Source organism: Polynucleobacter hallstattensis (assembly GCF_018881835.1).
Classification (GTDB): Bacteria; Pseudomonadota; Gammaproteobacteria; order Burkholderiales; family Burkholderiaceae; genus Polynucleobacter; species Polynucleobacter hallstattensis.
This window is the reverse complement of record NZ_JACVPO010000002.1, coordinates 529787-545062: the sequence shown is the minus strand read 5'-3', so window position 1 is coordinate 545062 and position 15276 is coordinate 529787. Positions and strand designations below refer to the sequence as shown.

Here is a 15276-nt window from a genome sequence, read left to right as displayed (position 1 = left end):
ATATTTAGCTTTAAGACTTAATCACGTAACAATTCGTTAATCGCAGTCTTAGCTCTAGTTTGAGCATCCACCTTCTTTACGATGATTGCAGCGTACAGGCTGTACTTTCCACAAGCGGAAGGAAGGGAGCCTGGCACCACAACAGAACCTGCTGGTACACGGCCGTAATGGATCTCACCGGTTTCGCGGTCGTAGATTTTGGTGCTTTGACCAATATAAACACCCATTGAGAGAACAGCATTTTCTTCAATAACCACGCCTTCAACGACCTCAGAGCGGGCGCCAATAAAGCAGTTATCTTCAATAATCACTGGACCTGCTTGAATTGGTTCCAAAACGCCACCAATACCGACACCACCAGAGAGATGCACGTTTTTACCGATTTGGGCACATGACCCTACGGTTGCCCAAGTATCAACCATAGTGCCTTCGCCGACATAAGCGCCAATATTGACGTAGGAAGGCATTAAAACGGCATTTTTGCCAATAAATGAGCCTCGGCGAGCCATTGCAGGGGGAACAACACGGAAACCGCCATTGGCGAAGTCTTCTGCAGTGTAGTTCTCAAACTTGCTCGGCACCTTATCGTAGAACTGGGTATAGCCACCAGCACCCATAGGTTTGTTATCTTCCAAGCGGAAAGACAGTAAAACCGCCTTTTTGACCCACTGGTTTACTTCCCATTTGCCAACGCTGAGGCGCTCAGCAACGCGAATACTGCCTGTATTAAGGCCCTCGAGAACGGCGTTCACGGCATTGCGGATTTCTCCAGAAACGGCCTCAGGAGACAGGTTTGCGCGGTTTTCCCAGGCTTGATCGATGATGCTTTGTGGTGATTTGCTCATGCTTTTTAGTTAACTATCAGATTGTTAAGGGATTTTGTCCCTGGATATAGATTGATCATTATATCGGTGGGGCAAAAACCCGTGTGGGGAGCCTTAAGCTTGCTATCATCTTCCCACTTTAGTAATAATTTTTACCCCCTTATTTGAACCCCCTTTTTCCCTGCAAAGTACGCCGTGCAACTGAAATCCATCAAACTTTCCGGCTTTAAGTCCTTCGTCGATCCAACCCATTTTGAAATGCCAGGTCAATTGATCGGTGTTGTGGGTCCTAATGGTTGCGGAAAGTCGAACATCATTGACGCCGTGCGTTGGGTTTTGGGTGAGTCTCGCGCCAGTGAATTGCGTGGTGAATCCATGCAAGACGTCATTTTTAATGGCTCTGGTTTGCGTAAACCGTCGGGTCGTGCCAGCGTCGAACTCATTTTTGATAACTCTGAAGGGCGCGCTCAAGGTCAGTGGAGTGCTTTTACAGAATTAGGTATTAAACGCGTTTTGACACGTGATGGTAATTCTAGTTATTACGTCAACAATCAAGTTGTGCGACGTAAGGACATTCAAGATATTTTCTTGGGCACCGGTATGGGTCCTAGAGGTTATGCCATTATTGGGCAGGGAACCATCAACCGCATCTTAGAAGCAAAGCCAGAAGAGTTACGTGTTTTCTTAGAAGAAGCAGCTGGTGTTTCCAAATACAAGGAGCGTCGTAAAGAAACCGCCTCCCGCCTTGAAGATACAAAAGAAAACTTGGTTCGCGTAGAAGATATTTTGCGTGAGCTTGATCAGCAGGTTATACGTCTAGAGAAGCAGGCCACTGTTGCTGAGCGCCATGCTGAATTATCTACTGCAATGAAGTCGCAACAGCAGTTACTCTGGTTTGTACGTCAGACCGAAGCTGGCAAGGAGCAAGAGCGTCATGCCAACGGTATTCGTGACACACAAGTCAGCTTGGAAGAGCAGACTGCCAAAATGCGTCATGTGGAGACTGAGCTCGAGACAATGCGCACTGAGCAGTACGCATTGCAAGATCAGGTTTCTCAAGCTCAAGGCGATTTGTATCAAACCAATGCTGATGTGAGTCAAGTTGAGTCCCAGATTCGTTACGTGCAAGAAGCGCGCCAGCGCCTGCAACAACAATCCCAAGATTTACAAGCTCAACTGCAACGTTGGACTGTTCAAGAAACTGATGCCGCTCAAGCGCAACGCTCTGCCGAGCATGAGCTCAGCTTGGCTGCGGAAAAAGAACAAACATTAATGGCGGACTTATCTGGCTTGCAAGAGCAAATGCCAGCACGCGAAGAAGCCTATCAAGTTCATGTACGCGAACTCAATGATGCGCGCGAGAACTTAGCTACGATTGACCAGCGCTTAGCCAGTTTAGGCGAGCGTGTGAAAGCCATCACCTCACAAGTAGAAGAGCTCAAGGGGCGCGATACCCGTCTTGAAGCTGAGCTCGCAGGTATGCGCAGACCTGATGCCGAAGCATTACAAATGGCAATTGATCGTCATGCGATGGCGCAACGCAAAGTGGATGAAGCGAGACAAAAAGCAGGTGAGGCACAACAACGTGTGCCTGCTGCCGATGAGGCTCGTAATATCGCACAACAACAGATTCAATCTGCTAACCAAGAGTTGGCACAAACCGAAGCTAAATTAACTGCACTGACTGCCTTGCAAGCCAGCGTTCAAGCTCAAGGCAAAATTGGTCCATGGCTTGAGAGCAAAGGTTTAAAAGAGAGCAAGCGTTTATGGCAAGAGCTTAAAGTCGAGAGTGGTTGGGAAGCCGCTTTAGAGTCCGTCTTGCGCGAGCGCTTAGCTGCTGTTACAGCCAAGAGCGTTCAAGAAACTTTAGCCTTAGCGAATGATGCGCCTCCAAGTCGTTTAGCGATTTTGCTCACAGAAGACATTTCTCCTGCGCACACTGCCGTTCCAGCAGATTTCATTGCACTATTGACCCGCGTCCAAAGTGCAGGCGCACCACGCGTAGCTGCTGTATTGCAGGAGTGGTTAGATAATATTTATATTGCCAATAGCTTGGAAGATGCATTGCATCGCCGTGAAAAGTTACCTGCTGGTGGTGCTTTCGTTACTCAGCAAGGTCACTTAGTGAGCCGTGTGGGTGTGCAGCTTTATGCAGCAGACTCTGAGCAAGCTGGCATGTTGGCGCGTGCTCAAGAGATGGAAGGTCTTGAGAAGCAATTGCGTGCACAGAAGTTAATTCAGAGTGAGTTGCAAGGTGAGCTGGATCAATGTGTTGCCAATTACCAAGCTGCCCATCAAGCTGCTGAGCAAACCCGCATTGCCGCAGAGCATGCTGTTCAAGAAGTGCATGGCTTTGAAGTAGAAAGAATGCAGTTAACTCAGGCTGAAGAAAAGTACAGCCAACGCGCTGAGCAAATTCAGGGTGAGTTAAGCGAGTTGCGTCAGCAAATGGAGCAGTTGACCCAAACTCAAGCGCAATCCTCTGATGAGTTCGCTCAGTCAGAAGAATCTAAGCAAGGCTTGCAAGAGAATCTCGCCATTGCGCAAGAAAAACTGGAATTGGCGACTCAAGAGCGCGATCGTCTCCGTGAATCTTTGCGCTCATCCGAGATGTCTGCCCAAGAGGCTGCATTTGCAACCCGTTCTTTGCAGCAGCGGATTGCTGACTTACAGCGTGATCAAAGTACTGCGCGTGTACAGATCATGGAGATTCAGGATAAGCAGGCTACCTCAGAGCAAGAGCTGGAAACTCTGAGTGATGAAGAGGCTCAAGATAAATTACAGGGACTTTTGCTGGCACGCAGTGCTCGCGAAGCCGCATTAGCAAATGCCCGTACAGAACAAGATGCACTGTTGCATCAATTACGTGAAGCGGATGAAGTGCGCTTGCAGATTGAACGCAGTCTTCAACCTATGCGTGACAAAGTAGTTGACTTACAGTTGCGAGAACAGGCTGCCCGTCTGAACTTTGAGCAGTTTGCGACCTTGCTATCAGACGCTGAAGCAGACTTAAGTTCATTAGAAGCCAGCTTTAGCCCAGACCTCAAGGTTGGGGCATTGCAAACCGAAGTCAATCGCCTCAATTCTGAGATTCAATCTTTAGGCCCAGTCAATATGGCTGCCTTAGATGAGCTCTCTAGTTCACGTGAGCGTAAGCAGTTCTTGGATGCCCAATCTGCTGACTTAAATGAAGCAATGCAAACTTTGACGGATGCGATTGCCAAGATTGATGCAGAAACCCGTGATCTCTTGCAGGGTACTTTTGATCAGGTCAATATCCATTTCGGCAAGCTATTCCCTGAGCTGTTTGGTGGTGGTCATGCGGAGTTAGTAATGACTGGTGAGGAGATCTTGGATGCTGGTGTTCAGGTTATGGCTCAGCCTCCAGGCAAGAAGAATAGTTCGATCTACTTGCTCTCCGGAGGTGAAAAGGCCTTAACTGCAATCGCTTTGGTCTTCTCCTTGTTCCTCCTCAATCCCGCACCGTTCTGCTTACTCGATGAGGTTGATGCACCATTGGATGACGCGAACACCTTGCGTTATTCGAAGATGGTTGCCAAAATGTCTGATAAGACTCAGTTTGTATTCATTTCACATAACAAGATCACTATGGAAATCGCTCATCAGTTGATTGGTGTCACCATGCAAGAGCAGGGGGTATCGCGTATTGTGGCGGTGGATATTTCTTCTGCAGTATCGATGGTGGAGGCAGCTTAAGTGGATCTAGAGCAAATCATGACAGCATTGGGTTTGTCTGACTTGCAGTTTGCTTTGGCTGTTATCGGCCTTCTGATACTAATATTAGTGGCTATTTTGAATGTTAAATATGCTCGCGCACTGCGTAAGGCAAAAGCGAGCGTTGAGTATTACGCCGCCGAACGAAGTGCGCGTGAACCAACTTTTGGAACTGGTTTTGCCGACCCTATTCCTGGCGAACAGATTGAACCGGTTTTTAAAGAAGGCTCCTTGCCAGCAAAGGCTGAATTGCCAGCCTTTTCGATAGATCCAAGAATAGACTGCGTTATTACTTTGCGCTTTTCCCAGCCAATTATGGGGTCAGAGATTCTGAAAGAAATGCATTCCTGGGAAGATTTATCTGCCCCATCTTCTGCACGCTGGATGTGTGAGGGCTTGAATGTGGATCATGATTCTTCTGAGGCATGGGGTTTGCTTATGCCTGACTCTTCTTATTCGGAGCTTCAACTAGCTATTCAATTAGCAAGTCGTCGCGGGCCTATAGGCGTGCTGGAGTTGTCTGACTTTTGCTCTAGAGCTCAGGCGCTTGCCTTAACGCTTGGTTCTCAGATTGACATGCCGAGTGTCAGTACGATGTTGGATAAGGCTAAAGATTTGGATTTCATGGCTGCTGAAAGCGATATTCAATTGAGTATCAATGTGCTATTTGATGAAGCATACCCTTGGGCTAGCCTTGACTCTGTGATGCGTCAACGTGGATTTATCTTGTCGCGCAGTGGCCGCACTTATGAGTACTTCAGTAATCGAGCGCCTATTTTTAGCAGTAGCGACCTTAATCCCGGCAAGCCTGTGCAGCAACTTACCTTACTCCTAGAGCTGCCCTTAGTTTCTTTTGATGAGAAAGCATTTGAGCGCATGCTTGCGGAGGGCCTTGAAATTGCACAAATTGCTCAAGGTCGCTTAGTCGATGACAACGGTATCAATTTGTCTGAAATTTCTATTCAAAGCATTCGTAAACACCTTGATGGTTTATATGAAAACCTCGAGAGAAACGGTGTTCCTGCAGGATCCTCTGCTGCCAGCAGACTTTTTAGCTGAGGAATCACTTGTCGTCCCCTAATCCGACAAATTTAGCGGATCGCTATGCATTGTTACAAGCTGAACTAGCGCGCTTAGAGCATGCCTACTACGTTCTTGATAACCCAATAGTTCCTGATAGTGAGTACGACCTCCTATATCGTGAGTTACTTCAGATAGAGGCTTTGCACCCTGAATGGATTACAAAGGATTCACTATCGCAAAGGGTGGGTGGTGCCGCACTGAAGGAATTCGATTCAGTAACTCACGCAGTACCGATGCTTTCTTTGAATAATGCATTTGAAGATGCTGAGTTAATTGCTTTTGATCGTCGCTGTCGTGAAGGTCTGCATGCGGATCATGTAGATTACGCAGGTGAACTTAAATTTGATGGCCTTGCAATCTCCCTGCGCTACGAGCATGGCTCTTTAGTAAGGGCTGCTACTCGGGGTGATGGTGCCAGTGGCGAAGATGTCACTGCCAACATCAAAACTATTCGGGCTATTCCACTCAAGCTGACAGGTAATAATATCCCGGCAGTATTAGAAGTGCGCGGGGAAGTCTTTATGTATCTAAAAGATTTCCAGAAAATGAATGCACAAGCTGCTGCCCAGGGTGAGAAAGAGTTTGCCAATCCCCGTAATGCTGCAGCAGGAAGTTTGCGGCAACTAGATTCCAAGATCACCGCCAAAAGACCGTTGTCATTCTTTGCCTATGGCTTAGGCGCATTGGAGCCGCAGTCCTGGTTACCAGTCACTCACGAACAACTTTTGGATGCCTATGTCAAACTAGGTTTACCAGTTTGCGCAGAACGCCGTGTTCTCAAATCAGTAGATGATATTTTGGCCTTCTACAACCAAGTTGGTGCAAAGCGCGATTCTTTGCCTTATGACATTGATGGTGTGGTCTACAAGGTCAACTCCTTTGCAGAGCAGGCTAAGCTGGGCTTTGTATCTAGAGCCCCACGCTTTGCCTTGGCTCATAAGTTTCCAGCGCAAGAAGCCTTAACCACTGTACTCGGTATCGATGTCCAAGTTGGGCGTACTGGTGCTATCACACCAGTTGCAAGACTTGCTCCCGTCGAGGTAGGCGGAGTGACTGTTACCAATGCCACTTTGCACAATGAAGACGAAGTTAAGCGTAAAGATGTCCGTATTGGCGATACCGTTTCTGTCAGAAGAGCAGGAGATGTCATTCCAGAAGTGGTTTCGGTGCTTAAAGAGCGTCGACCAGAAAGTACAACAGAATTTGTCATGCCAACAAATTGCCCTGTATGTGATTCCCATATTGAGCGCTTAGCTGATGAAGCCATTGCCCGTTGCAGTGGTGGCTTATTTTGTGGCGCACAACGTAAACAGGCATTAATTCATTTTGCGCATAGACGTGCATTAGATATTGAAGGCTTGGGCGAGAAGATTGTTGATCAGTTGGTTGATCACAATCTAGTCAGAACGCCTGCTGATCTTTATCGCCTCGGCTTTACGGCTATCGCTAATTTAGAGCGCATGGGTGAGAAGTCTGCTGATAACCTCATTGCTGCAATCAATCAATCCAGAAATACCACCTTAGCCAGATTCATATTTGCATTGGGTATACGACACGTAGGTGAGACTACCGCCAAAGATTTAGCTAATCACTACCAATCTATGCACGCTTTGATGGATGCCAGCCTCGAGGACTTGCTGACAGTAAAAGATGTTGGTCCTGTGGTCGCAGACTCCATCACCAGCTTTATGGAAGAAGCTCACAACCGTGAAGTGATTGAGCAACTCTTAGCATCAGGCATGCAACTCTCTGTAGAAGAAAAAGTTATCAGCGCAGCAGTCGCAGGTAAAACTTTTGTACTGACAGGCACATTCCCGACCATGACAAGAGACGAAGCCAAAGACTTGCTTGAAAAAGCGGGTGCCAAAGTAGCAGGCTCAGTCTCCAAAAAAACTGACTATGTAGTTGCAGGTACCGATGCTGGAAGCAAGCTTACTAAAGCAGAGGAGCTAGGCGTTCCGGTGATTGATGAAGCAAGCATGCTTCTACTCTTGGCTTAAGCTCCTAAGGCCTCTAACAAATCTGTCTCCAACAAGATCTGCAGCTTAGGGTTCTTACTCAAGTTAGCCGCATCTAATAAAAATACATCCTCGACTCGCTCACCTAGCGTATTAATACGTGCGGTGTGTAGGGACACTTGATGCCTAGCTAAGACTCTAGAGATTGCATAAAGCAAGCCGGTGCGATCACTCGCTGAGAGCGATAGAGCATAGTAATGACCACGCTCATCTGGAGTCATATGTACGCGTGGCTGAATTGGGAATGTGCGTGATTGCCTCGATAGGCGACCCATACTGGGTGATGGTAATGGGTCGTTATGTTGTAGTGCAGCTGTTAATTCGTATTCAACCAGTTGAATCAGATCTCGGTAGCTACCACCTTCATCTACTAAGTTGCTTCCTGAAATTTGGAAAGTATCGAGTGCATAGCCATGCTTTGTTGTATGAATGCGGGCATCCCAAATAGAGAAGCCATGACGTTCAAAGTAGGCGCAAATTCTGGCGAACAGATCTTCTTGGTCTTTGACATAGACGGCAATCTGCAATCCTTCGCCAACCGGGGAGAGACGAGCGCGTACGACCGGAGTTTCGCTATCCACCTTATCAAATAGATGGCGAGTTAACCAAGCAATATCAGCAGCATCTTGGCGCAAGAAGAAGGCAACATCCAATTGCTTCCAGAGATTTTCGTAAGCAGAATCTTCAATTGCATTGAGCCGCAACATGGCGCGGGATTCTTCTTGGTGTTGTGCGAGTTCGGAGGAGGCATCTGGTTTTGCCCCACCCAATACGCGAAGAGTTACGCGATAGAGGTCCTCTAATAGCTTGCCTTTCCAGGCATTCCATACTTTAGGACTGGTTCCACGGACATCGGCAACAGTTAATAAATACAGCGCAGTAAGGTGGCGCTCATCACCTACTTTTTTAGCAAACGCTTGCACTATATCTGGATCGGTAATGTCTTGTTTCTGTGCCACTTGGCTCATGTTCAAGTGTTCTGCCACTAACCAAATTAAGAGCTCGGTATCCGCCTTATCTAAACCATGGTCTTTGGCAAACTTACGCATGTCTGCTTTGCCAAGTTCAGAGTGATCGCCACCACGTCCCTTGGCAATGTCATGAAAGAGGGCGGCAATCACTAATAGCCAAGGCTTTTCAAAATGGGCAATCAGACTGCTGCAAAAAGGAAACTCATGTGTATGTTCAACCACCATAAAGCGGCGTACATTCCGCAGCACCATCAGGATATGTTGATCCACCGTATAGACATGAAACAAGTCATGCTGCATCTGGCCAACGATTCTTCTGAAGGCTGGCAGATAGCGACCAAGAACGCTGGTGCGGTTCATGAGTTGGAAGGCGCGACTGACTCCTTCTGGCTCCTTAAGAATTTCCATAAAGAGTGCGCGGTTGATCGGATCTTTACGCCATTGACTATCCATCTTTTGACGAGCGTTATAGAGGGCTCTAAAGATTGTTGCCGATAAGCTCTTGACGTTCGCTGTTTGCGCAAAAACTAAGAAGGTCCGCAGGATTTGTTCTGGATGCTTCTGAAACAACTGAGGGTCGGTAATGTCTAGGACACCTTGACGCTCAATAAAGCATTCGTTGCCTTTGCCAGCAATAGCATGGGTTGTTTTAGATTCTTGAGGAAAAAGGAGTGCTTCAATATTTTGAAGTAGCACATCATTTAATTGATTGACTGCTTTGGCTGCCCAGTAGTAGCGGCGCATGATGGCCTCACTAGCTAGTCTAGAGGACTCTTCTTGGATGCCCATAGCTGCTGCTAAGGGTGTCTGTAAGTCAAATACCAAAACATCCTGCCTTCGCTTTGCTAATAGATGCAAGTTTGCGCGCAGAGTTTCTAAAAAACGCTGGTTGCGATTGAGCTCTGTTAACTCACGTTGAGTTACTAGGCCTGCAAGACTGAGATCCTTGAATGTATTGCCTAAGCGCGCTGCTTTGCTGACCCAGGAAATTACCTGTAAGTCACGTAAGCCACCGGGGCTCTCTTTGCAATTAGGCTCCAATGAGTAGGGCGTGTCTTGATATTTATAGTGACGCTGGATTTGCTCTGCTAGCTTAGCCTGGAAGAATGACTTTGGATCTAAAGTCTTTTCATAAACAGATTCAAACTCTTTAAAGAGGACCTTCTTGCCACAAATGAGTCTGGATTCAAGTAGGGAGGTGCGAACAGTAATGTCTTGCTCTGCCTCAGATGCGCACTCAGCAACAGTTCGAACTGAGGAGCCAATTTCTAATCCGGTATCCCAGCATTGCGCTACAAACTTTTCAATCTTGCTGGCAAGAACATCTTCAAAGTATTGCTTATCTGCAGGCAGCAAAATTAGAATATCAATGTCGGAATAGGGAAAGAGTGCGCCCCTGCCAAATCCACCCACTGCCACAAGTGCAGCATCTGAATTTAAATCACAGGAATTCCATAGGCTGATGAGGAGTTCATCGCTGAGCTTACTCAGTTGCTTGGTTAATCGCCCAACTACTTGATTCTCACGAAAATCGGCGTAGGCCAATTCTCGCGCAGCCTTTAGGCCGGCAATATCTTCAATAGGTTGAGTAGCTGCGAGAGTTTGACCCATTACGATTGAGTTAATTTGGCAATCAAGCGTTGGCTAGATTGGGTCTAAATGAAAGGCCTTTAACGCAATCAGGAATTGGATTACTACCCTCTGACCAAGTTAGCACTTCAACGCCAGTGGCTGTTACCAGTAGCGTGTGTTCCCATTGCGCCGAGAGACTTCGGTCTTTAGTCTTCACGGTCCATTGATCAGGCATTGTCCGAATATCACGCTTACCGGCATTGATCATCGGCTCAATAGTGAAGGTCATCCCTTCTTTTAATTTCTCACCGGTGCCAGGACGACCATAGTGAAGAATCTGTGGATCTTGATGAAACACTTTGCCAATGCCATGACCGCAGTATTCACGAACAACTGAATAACCGGCTTTTTCAGCATGGGTCTGAATAACATGGCCAATGTCACCGAGCGATGCGCCAGGCTTCACTTGCGCAATACCAAGCCACATACATTCAAAAGTAATTTGGGTGAGGCGTTTAGCTAATACTGAAACTTCACCAACCATAAACATGCGGCTGGTATCGCCGTAGTAGCCATCAGGCGTAATCACAGTGATGTCGAGGTTGACAACATCCCCAGCTTTTAAAATCTTCTCACCAGGGATTCCATGGCAGATCACATCGTTAACCGAAGTACAGATCGATGCCGGGAAGGGTGGGTAGCCAGGCGGCTGGTAGTTTAGTGGGGCTGGAATCGTCTTTTGGACATCGCGCATATATTCGTGGCAGATGCGATCGAGTTCAGCCGTACTGACACCAGCATTCACGTGCGGGGCAACGTGGTCAAGAACTTCACTGGCTAAGCGGCCAGCTTCGCGCATCCCTTGGATGTCTTTTTCAGCAGTAAATACACTATTCATGCCTTGATTATCAACGACTTGGAGCTTTTTGCTAGTGGATAGATGCCTAATTAATAGGCAGATGCACCATTTAATGGTATTTCTGTGCAGGTTTCAAGGCGAGGCGCTTGGGGTGGTGCGTCTAGACCATTGATATTTAAGCTATAATTTCGTTCTCAGGTCAATTTTGATCTGAAATAGCGGGTTGAGCCTTCCAGGGTGGCGCTTTTTAGCGCAGCTAGGACTCAATCTCAGAAACCAACCCTTAGGAGAAGTTATGTCAGTAACTATGCGTCAAATGCTGGAAGCCGGTTGCCATTTTGGTCACCAAACCCGTTTCTGGTCCCCAAGAATGGCCCCTTATATTTTTGGTCATCGCAACAAAATTCACATTATCAATTTGGAAAAAACATTGCCAATGTTTCAGGATGCCCTGAAATTTGCAAAACAAATTGCTGCTAACCGTGGAACTATCTTATTCGTTGGTACTAAGCGTCAATCACGCGAGATTATTGCTGAAGAAGCTGCTCGTGCTGGCATGCCTTACATCGACAGTCGCTGGTTGGGCGGTACGCTCACGAACTTCAAAACTGTTAAAGGCTCCCTCAAGCGTTTGAAGGATATGGCAGTTGCTAAAGAAGCTGGCGATTGGGAAAAGCTTTCCAAGAAAGAAGCGTTGACTAATGATCGCGATCTCGACAAGTTGCAAAAAGCGCTTGGCGGTATTCAGGATTTGAACGGCGTTCCTGATGCGATTTTCGTAGTGGACGTTGGATATCACAAGATTGCTATTACTGAAGCTAATAAGCTTGGCATTCCTGTTATCGCTGTAGTAGATACCAACCACTCACCAGAAGGTGTTGATTACATCATCCCTGGTAATGATGACTCCAGCAAAGCTGTTCTTCTCTATGCTCGTGGTATTGCTGATGCAATTCTCGAAGGTAAATCAAACTCTGTTCAAGAAATCTTGACTGCCGTTAAAGAAGGCGAAGAAGAGTTTGTTGAAGAAGGGAAAGCTGAATAATGGCTGCTATTACCGCTGCAATGGTTGGCGAGTTACGCGCCAAGACAGATGCTCCGATGATGGAGTGCAAAAAAGCATTGACTGAGGCTGATGGCGATATGGCTCGTGCAGAAGAAATTCTGCGTGTAAAGCTCGGTAGCAAAGCTGGTAAAGCCGCATCCCGCGTTACGGCCGAAGGTATTGTTGCTTCAGCAATCAATGGCACTACAGGCACTTTGCTTGAAGTGAACTGCGAAACTGACTTCGTTTCAAAAAATGATGATTTCTTGGCATTTACACAAGCCTGCGCAAATCTGATTTCTGAAAAGAATCCAGCGGATGTTGCTGCCTTATTAGCATTGCCAATGAATGGCCAAACTGTGGATGAAGTTCGCAGCGCCTTAATCGGTAAGATCGGCGAGAACATCATGCCACGTCGTTTTAAGCGTTTCGCTGGCAGTAACAAGTTGGTTTCTTACCTCCACGGTACTCGTATTGGCGTTATGGTTGAGTTCGAAGGTGATGAGACTGCAGCTAAAGACGTGGCAATGCATATTGCTGCAATGAAGCCAGTAGCTTTATCGATGGCTGATGTTCCTGCTGAAGCAATTGCTGTTGAGCGTAGTGTTGCTGTTCAAAAGGCTGCTGAATCTGGCAAACCACCAGAAATCGTAGAGAAGATGGTTGAAGGTTCTATTCAGAAGTACCTCAAAGAGGTTTCTTTGTTGAACCAAACTTTCGTTAAAAACGATAAGCAATCGGTTGAGCAAATGCTGAAGGCTGCTAACACCACAATCAAGGGTTTCACCATGTTTGTTGTGGGCGAGGGCATTGAGAAGCGTCAAGACGACTTTGCAGCTGAAGTTGCTGCTCAGGTTGCCGCTGCTAAAGGTGCTTAATTAGCCCCAAGCTTACTGGGCTCTTCCAGTACGGCTGTAATACCCAAAAGGGCATAGAAACCTCGGTTTCTATGCCCTTTTCTTTGATCTGTGCCAAGCCCTTTATAATTTGGGCAAGACATTAAAAAGTACTTAAAGATCAATAAGCTAAGCAGATAAATTGCATAGCAAATTACGGAAAATAAAACAATGCCAGCCTACAAACGTGTTCTCTTAAAACTCTCTGGTGAAGCCCTTATGGGGGATGATGCTTTTGGTATCAATCCAACTACGATTGATTCCATGGTGAAAGAAATAGCCGATGTAGTCAATAGCGGCGTTCAACTAGCTATCGTGATTGGCGGTGGAAATATTTTCAGAGGTGTAGCAGGTGGCGCAGCCGGCATGGATCGTGCGACCGCTGACTACATGGGAATGCTCGCTACTATGATGAACTCTCTGGCTTTACAAGATGCTTTGCGTCAAAAAGGAGTTGAAGCTCGCGTGCAGTCTGCTTTGAGAATGGATCAAGTGGTCGAGCCTTACATCCGTCCCCGAGCGATTCGTGCTTTAAGCGAGGGCAAGGTAGTGATTTTTGCTGCTGGTACAGGAAATCCATTCTTTACTACCGATACTGCAGCCGCATTACGTGGCGCAGAGATGGGAGTTGAAATCGTGCTCAAGGCTACTAAGGTAGACGGTATTTACAGCGCTGATCCAATGAAAGACCCAACAGCTACTTTGTATAAAACAATGACTTTTGACGAGGCAATCATCAAAAACTTGCAGGTAATGGATGCAACTGCTTTTGCATTGTGCCGTGATCGCAAATTACCAATCAAAGTGTTTTCGATTCTCAAACCAGGCGCATTGATGCGCGTAGTTCAGGGTGAATCTGAAGGCACTTTAGTTCACGTTTAATAGGAGGCTTGATGTCCGCAACAGAAATTAAAACCACTACCGATCAAAAGATGCAGAAGTCTCTTGAGGCTCTGAAAACCAATTTAGCGAAGATTCGCTCCGGTCGTGCAAACCCTGGAATTTTGGAACATATCCAAGTGGATTACTACGGTAATCCGACGCCACTAAGCCAAGTGGCTAGCCTAGGTTTGGCTGATGCCAGAACGATTAATGTGCAGCCTTTTGAAAAAACAATGGTTGCTGTAGTTGAAAAGGCGATTCGTGATTCGGATTTGGGTCTCAACCCAGCCTCCCAAGGCACTGTGATCCGCGTGCCTATGCCTGCATTAACTGAAGAGCGCCGTCGTGATTTAACCAAGGTTGTCAAAAACGAGGGTGAAGATACTAAGATCGCTGTACGTAATTTACGCCGTGATGCCAATGAGCATTTAAAGCGCCTCACCAAAGATAAAGAAATTTCCGAGGATGATGAGCGTCGTGCAACGGATGATATTCAGAAGATGACTGATCGCGCAGTGATCGAGATCGACAAGATCGTTGCTGAAAAAGAAAAAGAGATCATGACGGTTTAATCGTCAGATTCATTCTTATTATTCGCCTTATGACAAAGCATACTAGCTCAACCTTGGTAATCCCAGAGGTTAGTGCTATTCCTCGTCATGTTGCCATCATCATGGACGGTAACGGACGTTGGGCAAGTAAGCGCTTCATGCCGCGGGTAGCGGGTCACTCAGAGGGTTTAGGTGCTGTTCGTAAGATTGTTCAAGAGTGTCGCCAACTAGGCGTGGAATATCTCACTCTGTTTGCCTTCAGCTCTGAAAATTGGCGTCGCCCTCCAGAAGAAGTTAGCTTTTTAATGAAGTTATTCTTGAAGTCCTTAAAAGGTGAAGTCTCTCGTTTGGCTGAAAACGATATCCGTCTTCGCCTCATTGGGGATTTAAGCCGCTTTGATTCTGGGATTCAGGAGATGGTGCAGTTCTCCGAAGAAAAAACAGCTGCCTGCAAAGGGCTTACGCTTACTGTTGCTGCCAACTATGGTGGGCGCTGGGATATCTTGCAGGCTATGCGCCAATCTTTGGCTGCCAATCCTGGCTTAAAACCAGAACAAGTGTCTGAAGAATTACTGCAGCCTTATCTATCTATGGCTTATGCGCCAGAGCCAGACTTGTTTATTCGAACTGGTGGCGAGCAGCGCGTCAGCAACTTTCTGCTATGGCAACTGGCTTATACCGAGTTGTATTTCACGGATACTCTTTGGCCTGATTTCGATGAAGCTCAATTGCATAAAGCTTTTGACTGGTTCAGTCAGCGCGAGCGTCGCTTTGGACGCACTAGTGCTCAGTTAGCGTCTGAGTCATTGAGCGACGCAGTCTAACCCTCCTTATTTCTCC

11 protein-coding genes are annotated in these 15276 nt (G+C 46.9%); 8 read left to right on the top strand and 3 right to left on the bottom strand.

All coding sequences use genetic code 11. From position 1 onward, the window contains the following. Positions 1 to 17: 17 nt before the first annotated feature. Entirely contained in the window at positions 18 to 845 is an 828-nt protein-coding gene (dapD, locus tag ICN26_RS09190) for a 2,3,4,5-tetrahydropyridine-2,6-dicarboxylate N-succinyltransferase (RefSeq protein WP_215354181.1), read from the bottom strand. 174 nt (positions 846 to 1019) lie between these two features. On the opposite strand from dapD, the gene smc reads away from it, so the two are divergent. From smc to ligA, 3 genes are read left to right on the top strand one after another with little or no spacing between them, the layout of a single operon-like run. Beyond that, positions 1020 to 4541, top strand: a complete 3522-nt coding sequence (smc, locus tag ICN26_RS09185; protein ID WP_216268117.1) for a chromosome segregation protein SMC — start codon at positions 1020 to 1022, stop codon at positions 4539 to 4541. An 18-nt stretch (positions 4542 to 4559) separates the two neighbouring features. Beyond that, positions 4560 to 5618: a cell division protein ZipA C-terminal FtsZ-binding domain-containing protein gene (locus ICN26_RS09180; RefSeq protein ID WP_216268116.1), complete on the top strand. Its 1059-nt coding sequence runs from the start codon at positions 4560 to 4562 to the stop codon at positions 5616 to 5618. Positions 5619 to 5626: 8 nt separating this feature from the next. Further along, positions 5627 to 7642, top strand: a complete 2016-nt coding sequence (gene ligA, locus ICN26_RS09175) for an NAD-dependent DNA ligase LigA (RefSeq protein WP_216268115.1) — start codon at positions 5627 to 5629, stop codon at positions 7640 to 7642. Here the strand turns inward: ligA and ICN26_RS09170 are convergent. Then, positions 7639 to 10242: a [protein-PII] uridylyltransferase gene (locus tag ICN26_RS09170; RefSeq protein WP_216268114.1), complete on the bottom strand. Its 2604-nt coding sequence runs from the start codon at positions 10240 to 10242 to the stop codon at positions 7639 to 7641. The two genes, ligA and ICN26_RS09170, sit on opposite strands and share 4 nt — an antisense overlap. Positions 10243 to 10264: 22 nt before the next feature. Continuing rightward, on the bottom strand, positions 10265 to 11152 hold the full coding sequence (gene map, locus ICN26_RS09165) for a type I methionyl aminopeptidase (protein WP_369411831.1): 888 nt from the start codon (positions 11150 to 11152) through the stop codon (positions 10265 to 10267). A gap of 205 nt (positions 11153 to 11357) precedes the next feature. On the opposite strand from map, the gene rpsB reads away from it, so the two are divergent. The 5 genes from rpsB to uppS all read left to right on the top strand — a co-directional run bounded on the left by rpsB (position 11358) and on the right by uppS (position 15260). Beyond that, positions 11358 to 12107: a 30S ribosomal protein S2 gene (gene rpsB, locus ICN26_RS09160; RefSeq protein ID WP_215307837.1), complete on the top strand. Its 750-nt coding sequence runs from the start codon at positions 11358 to 11360 to the stop codon at positions 12105 to 12107. Beyond that, the gene (gene tsf, locus ICN26_RS09155; RefSeq protein ID WP_046330462.1) at positions 12107 to 12985 is read left to right on the top strand and encodes a translation elongation factor Ts; all 879 of its coding nucleotides are present in this window, start codon (positions 12107 to 12109) and stop codon (positions 12983 to 12985) included. Before rpsB ends, tsf begins: the two co-directional genes overlap by 1 nt. 189 nt (positions 12986 to 13174) lie before the next feature. After that, on the top strand, positions 13175 to 13885 hold the full coding sequence (gene pyrH, locus ICN26_RS09150; protein ID WP_216268113.1) for a UMP kinase: 711 nt from the start codon (positions 13175 to 13177) through the stop codon (positions 13883 to 13885). A gap of 11 nt (positions 13886 to 13896) precedes the next feature. Beyond that, positions 13897 to 14457 (top strand): ribosome recycling factor, encoded by a 561-nt coding sequence (frr, locus tag ICN26_RS09145; RefSeq protein WP_216268112.1) that lies wholly within the window; start codon positions 13897 to 13899, stop codon positions 14455 to 14457. 29 nt (positions 14458 to 14486) lie between these two features. Next, positions 14487 to 15260, top strand: a complete 774-nt coding sequence (gene uppS, locus ICN26_RS09140) for an undecaprenyl pyrophosphate synthase (RefSeq protein WP_216268111.1) — start codon at positions 14487 to 14489, stop codon at positions 15258 to 15260. Positions 15261 to 15276: the final 16 nt, after the last annotated feature.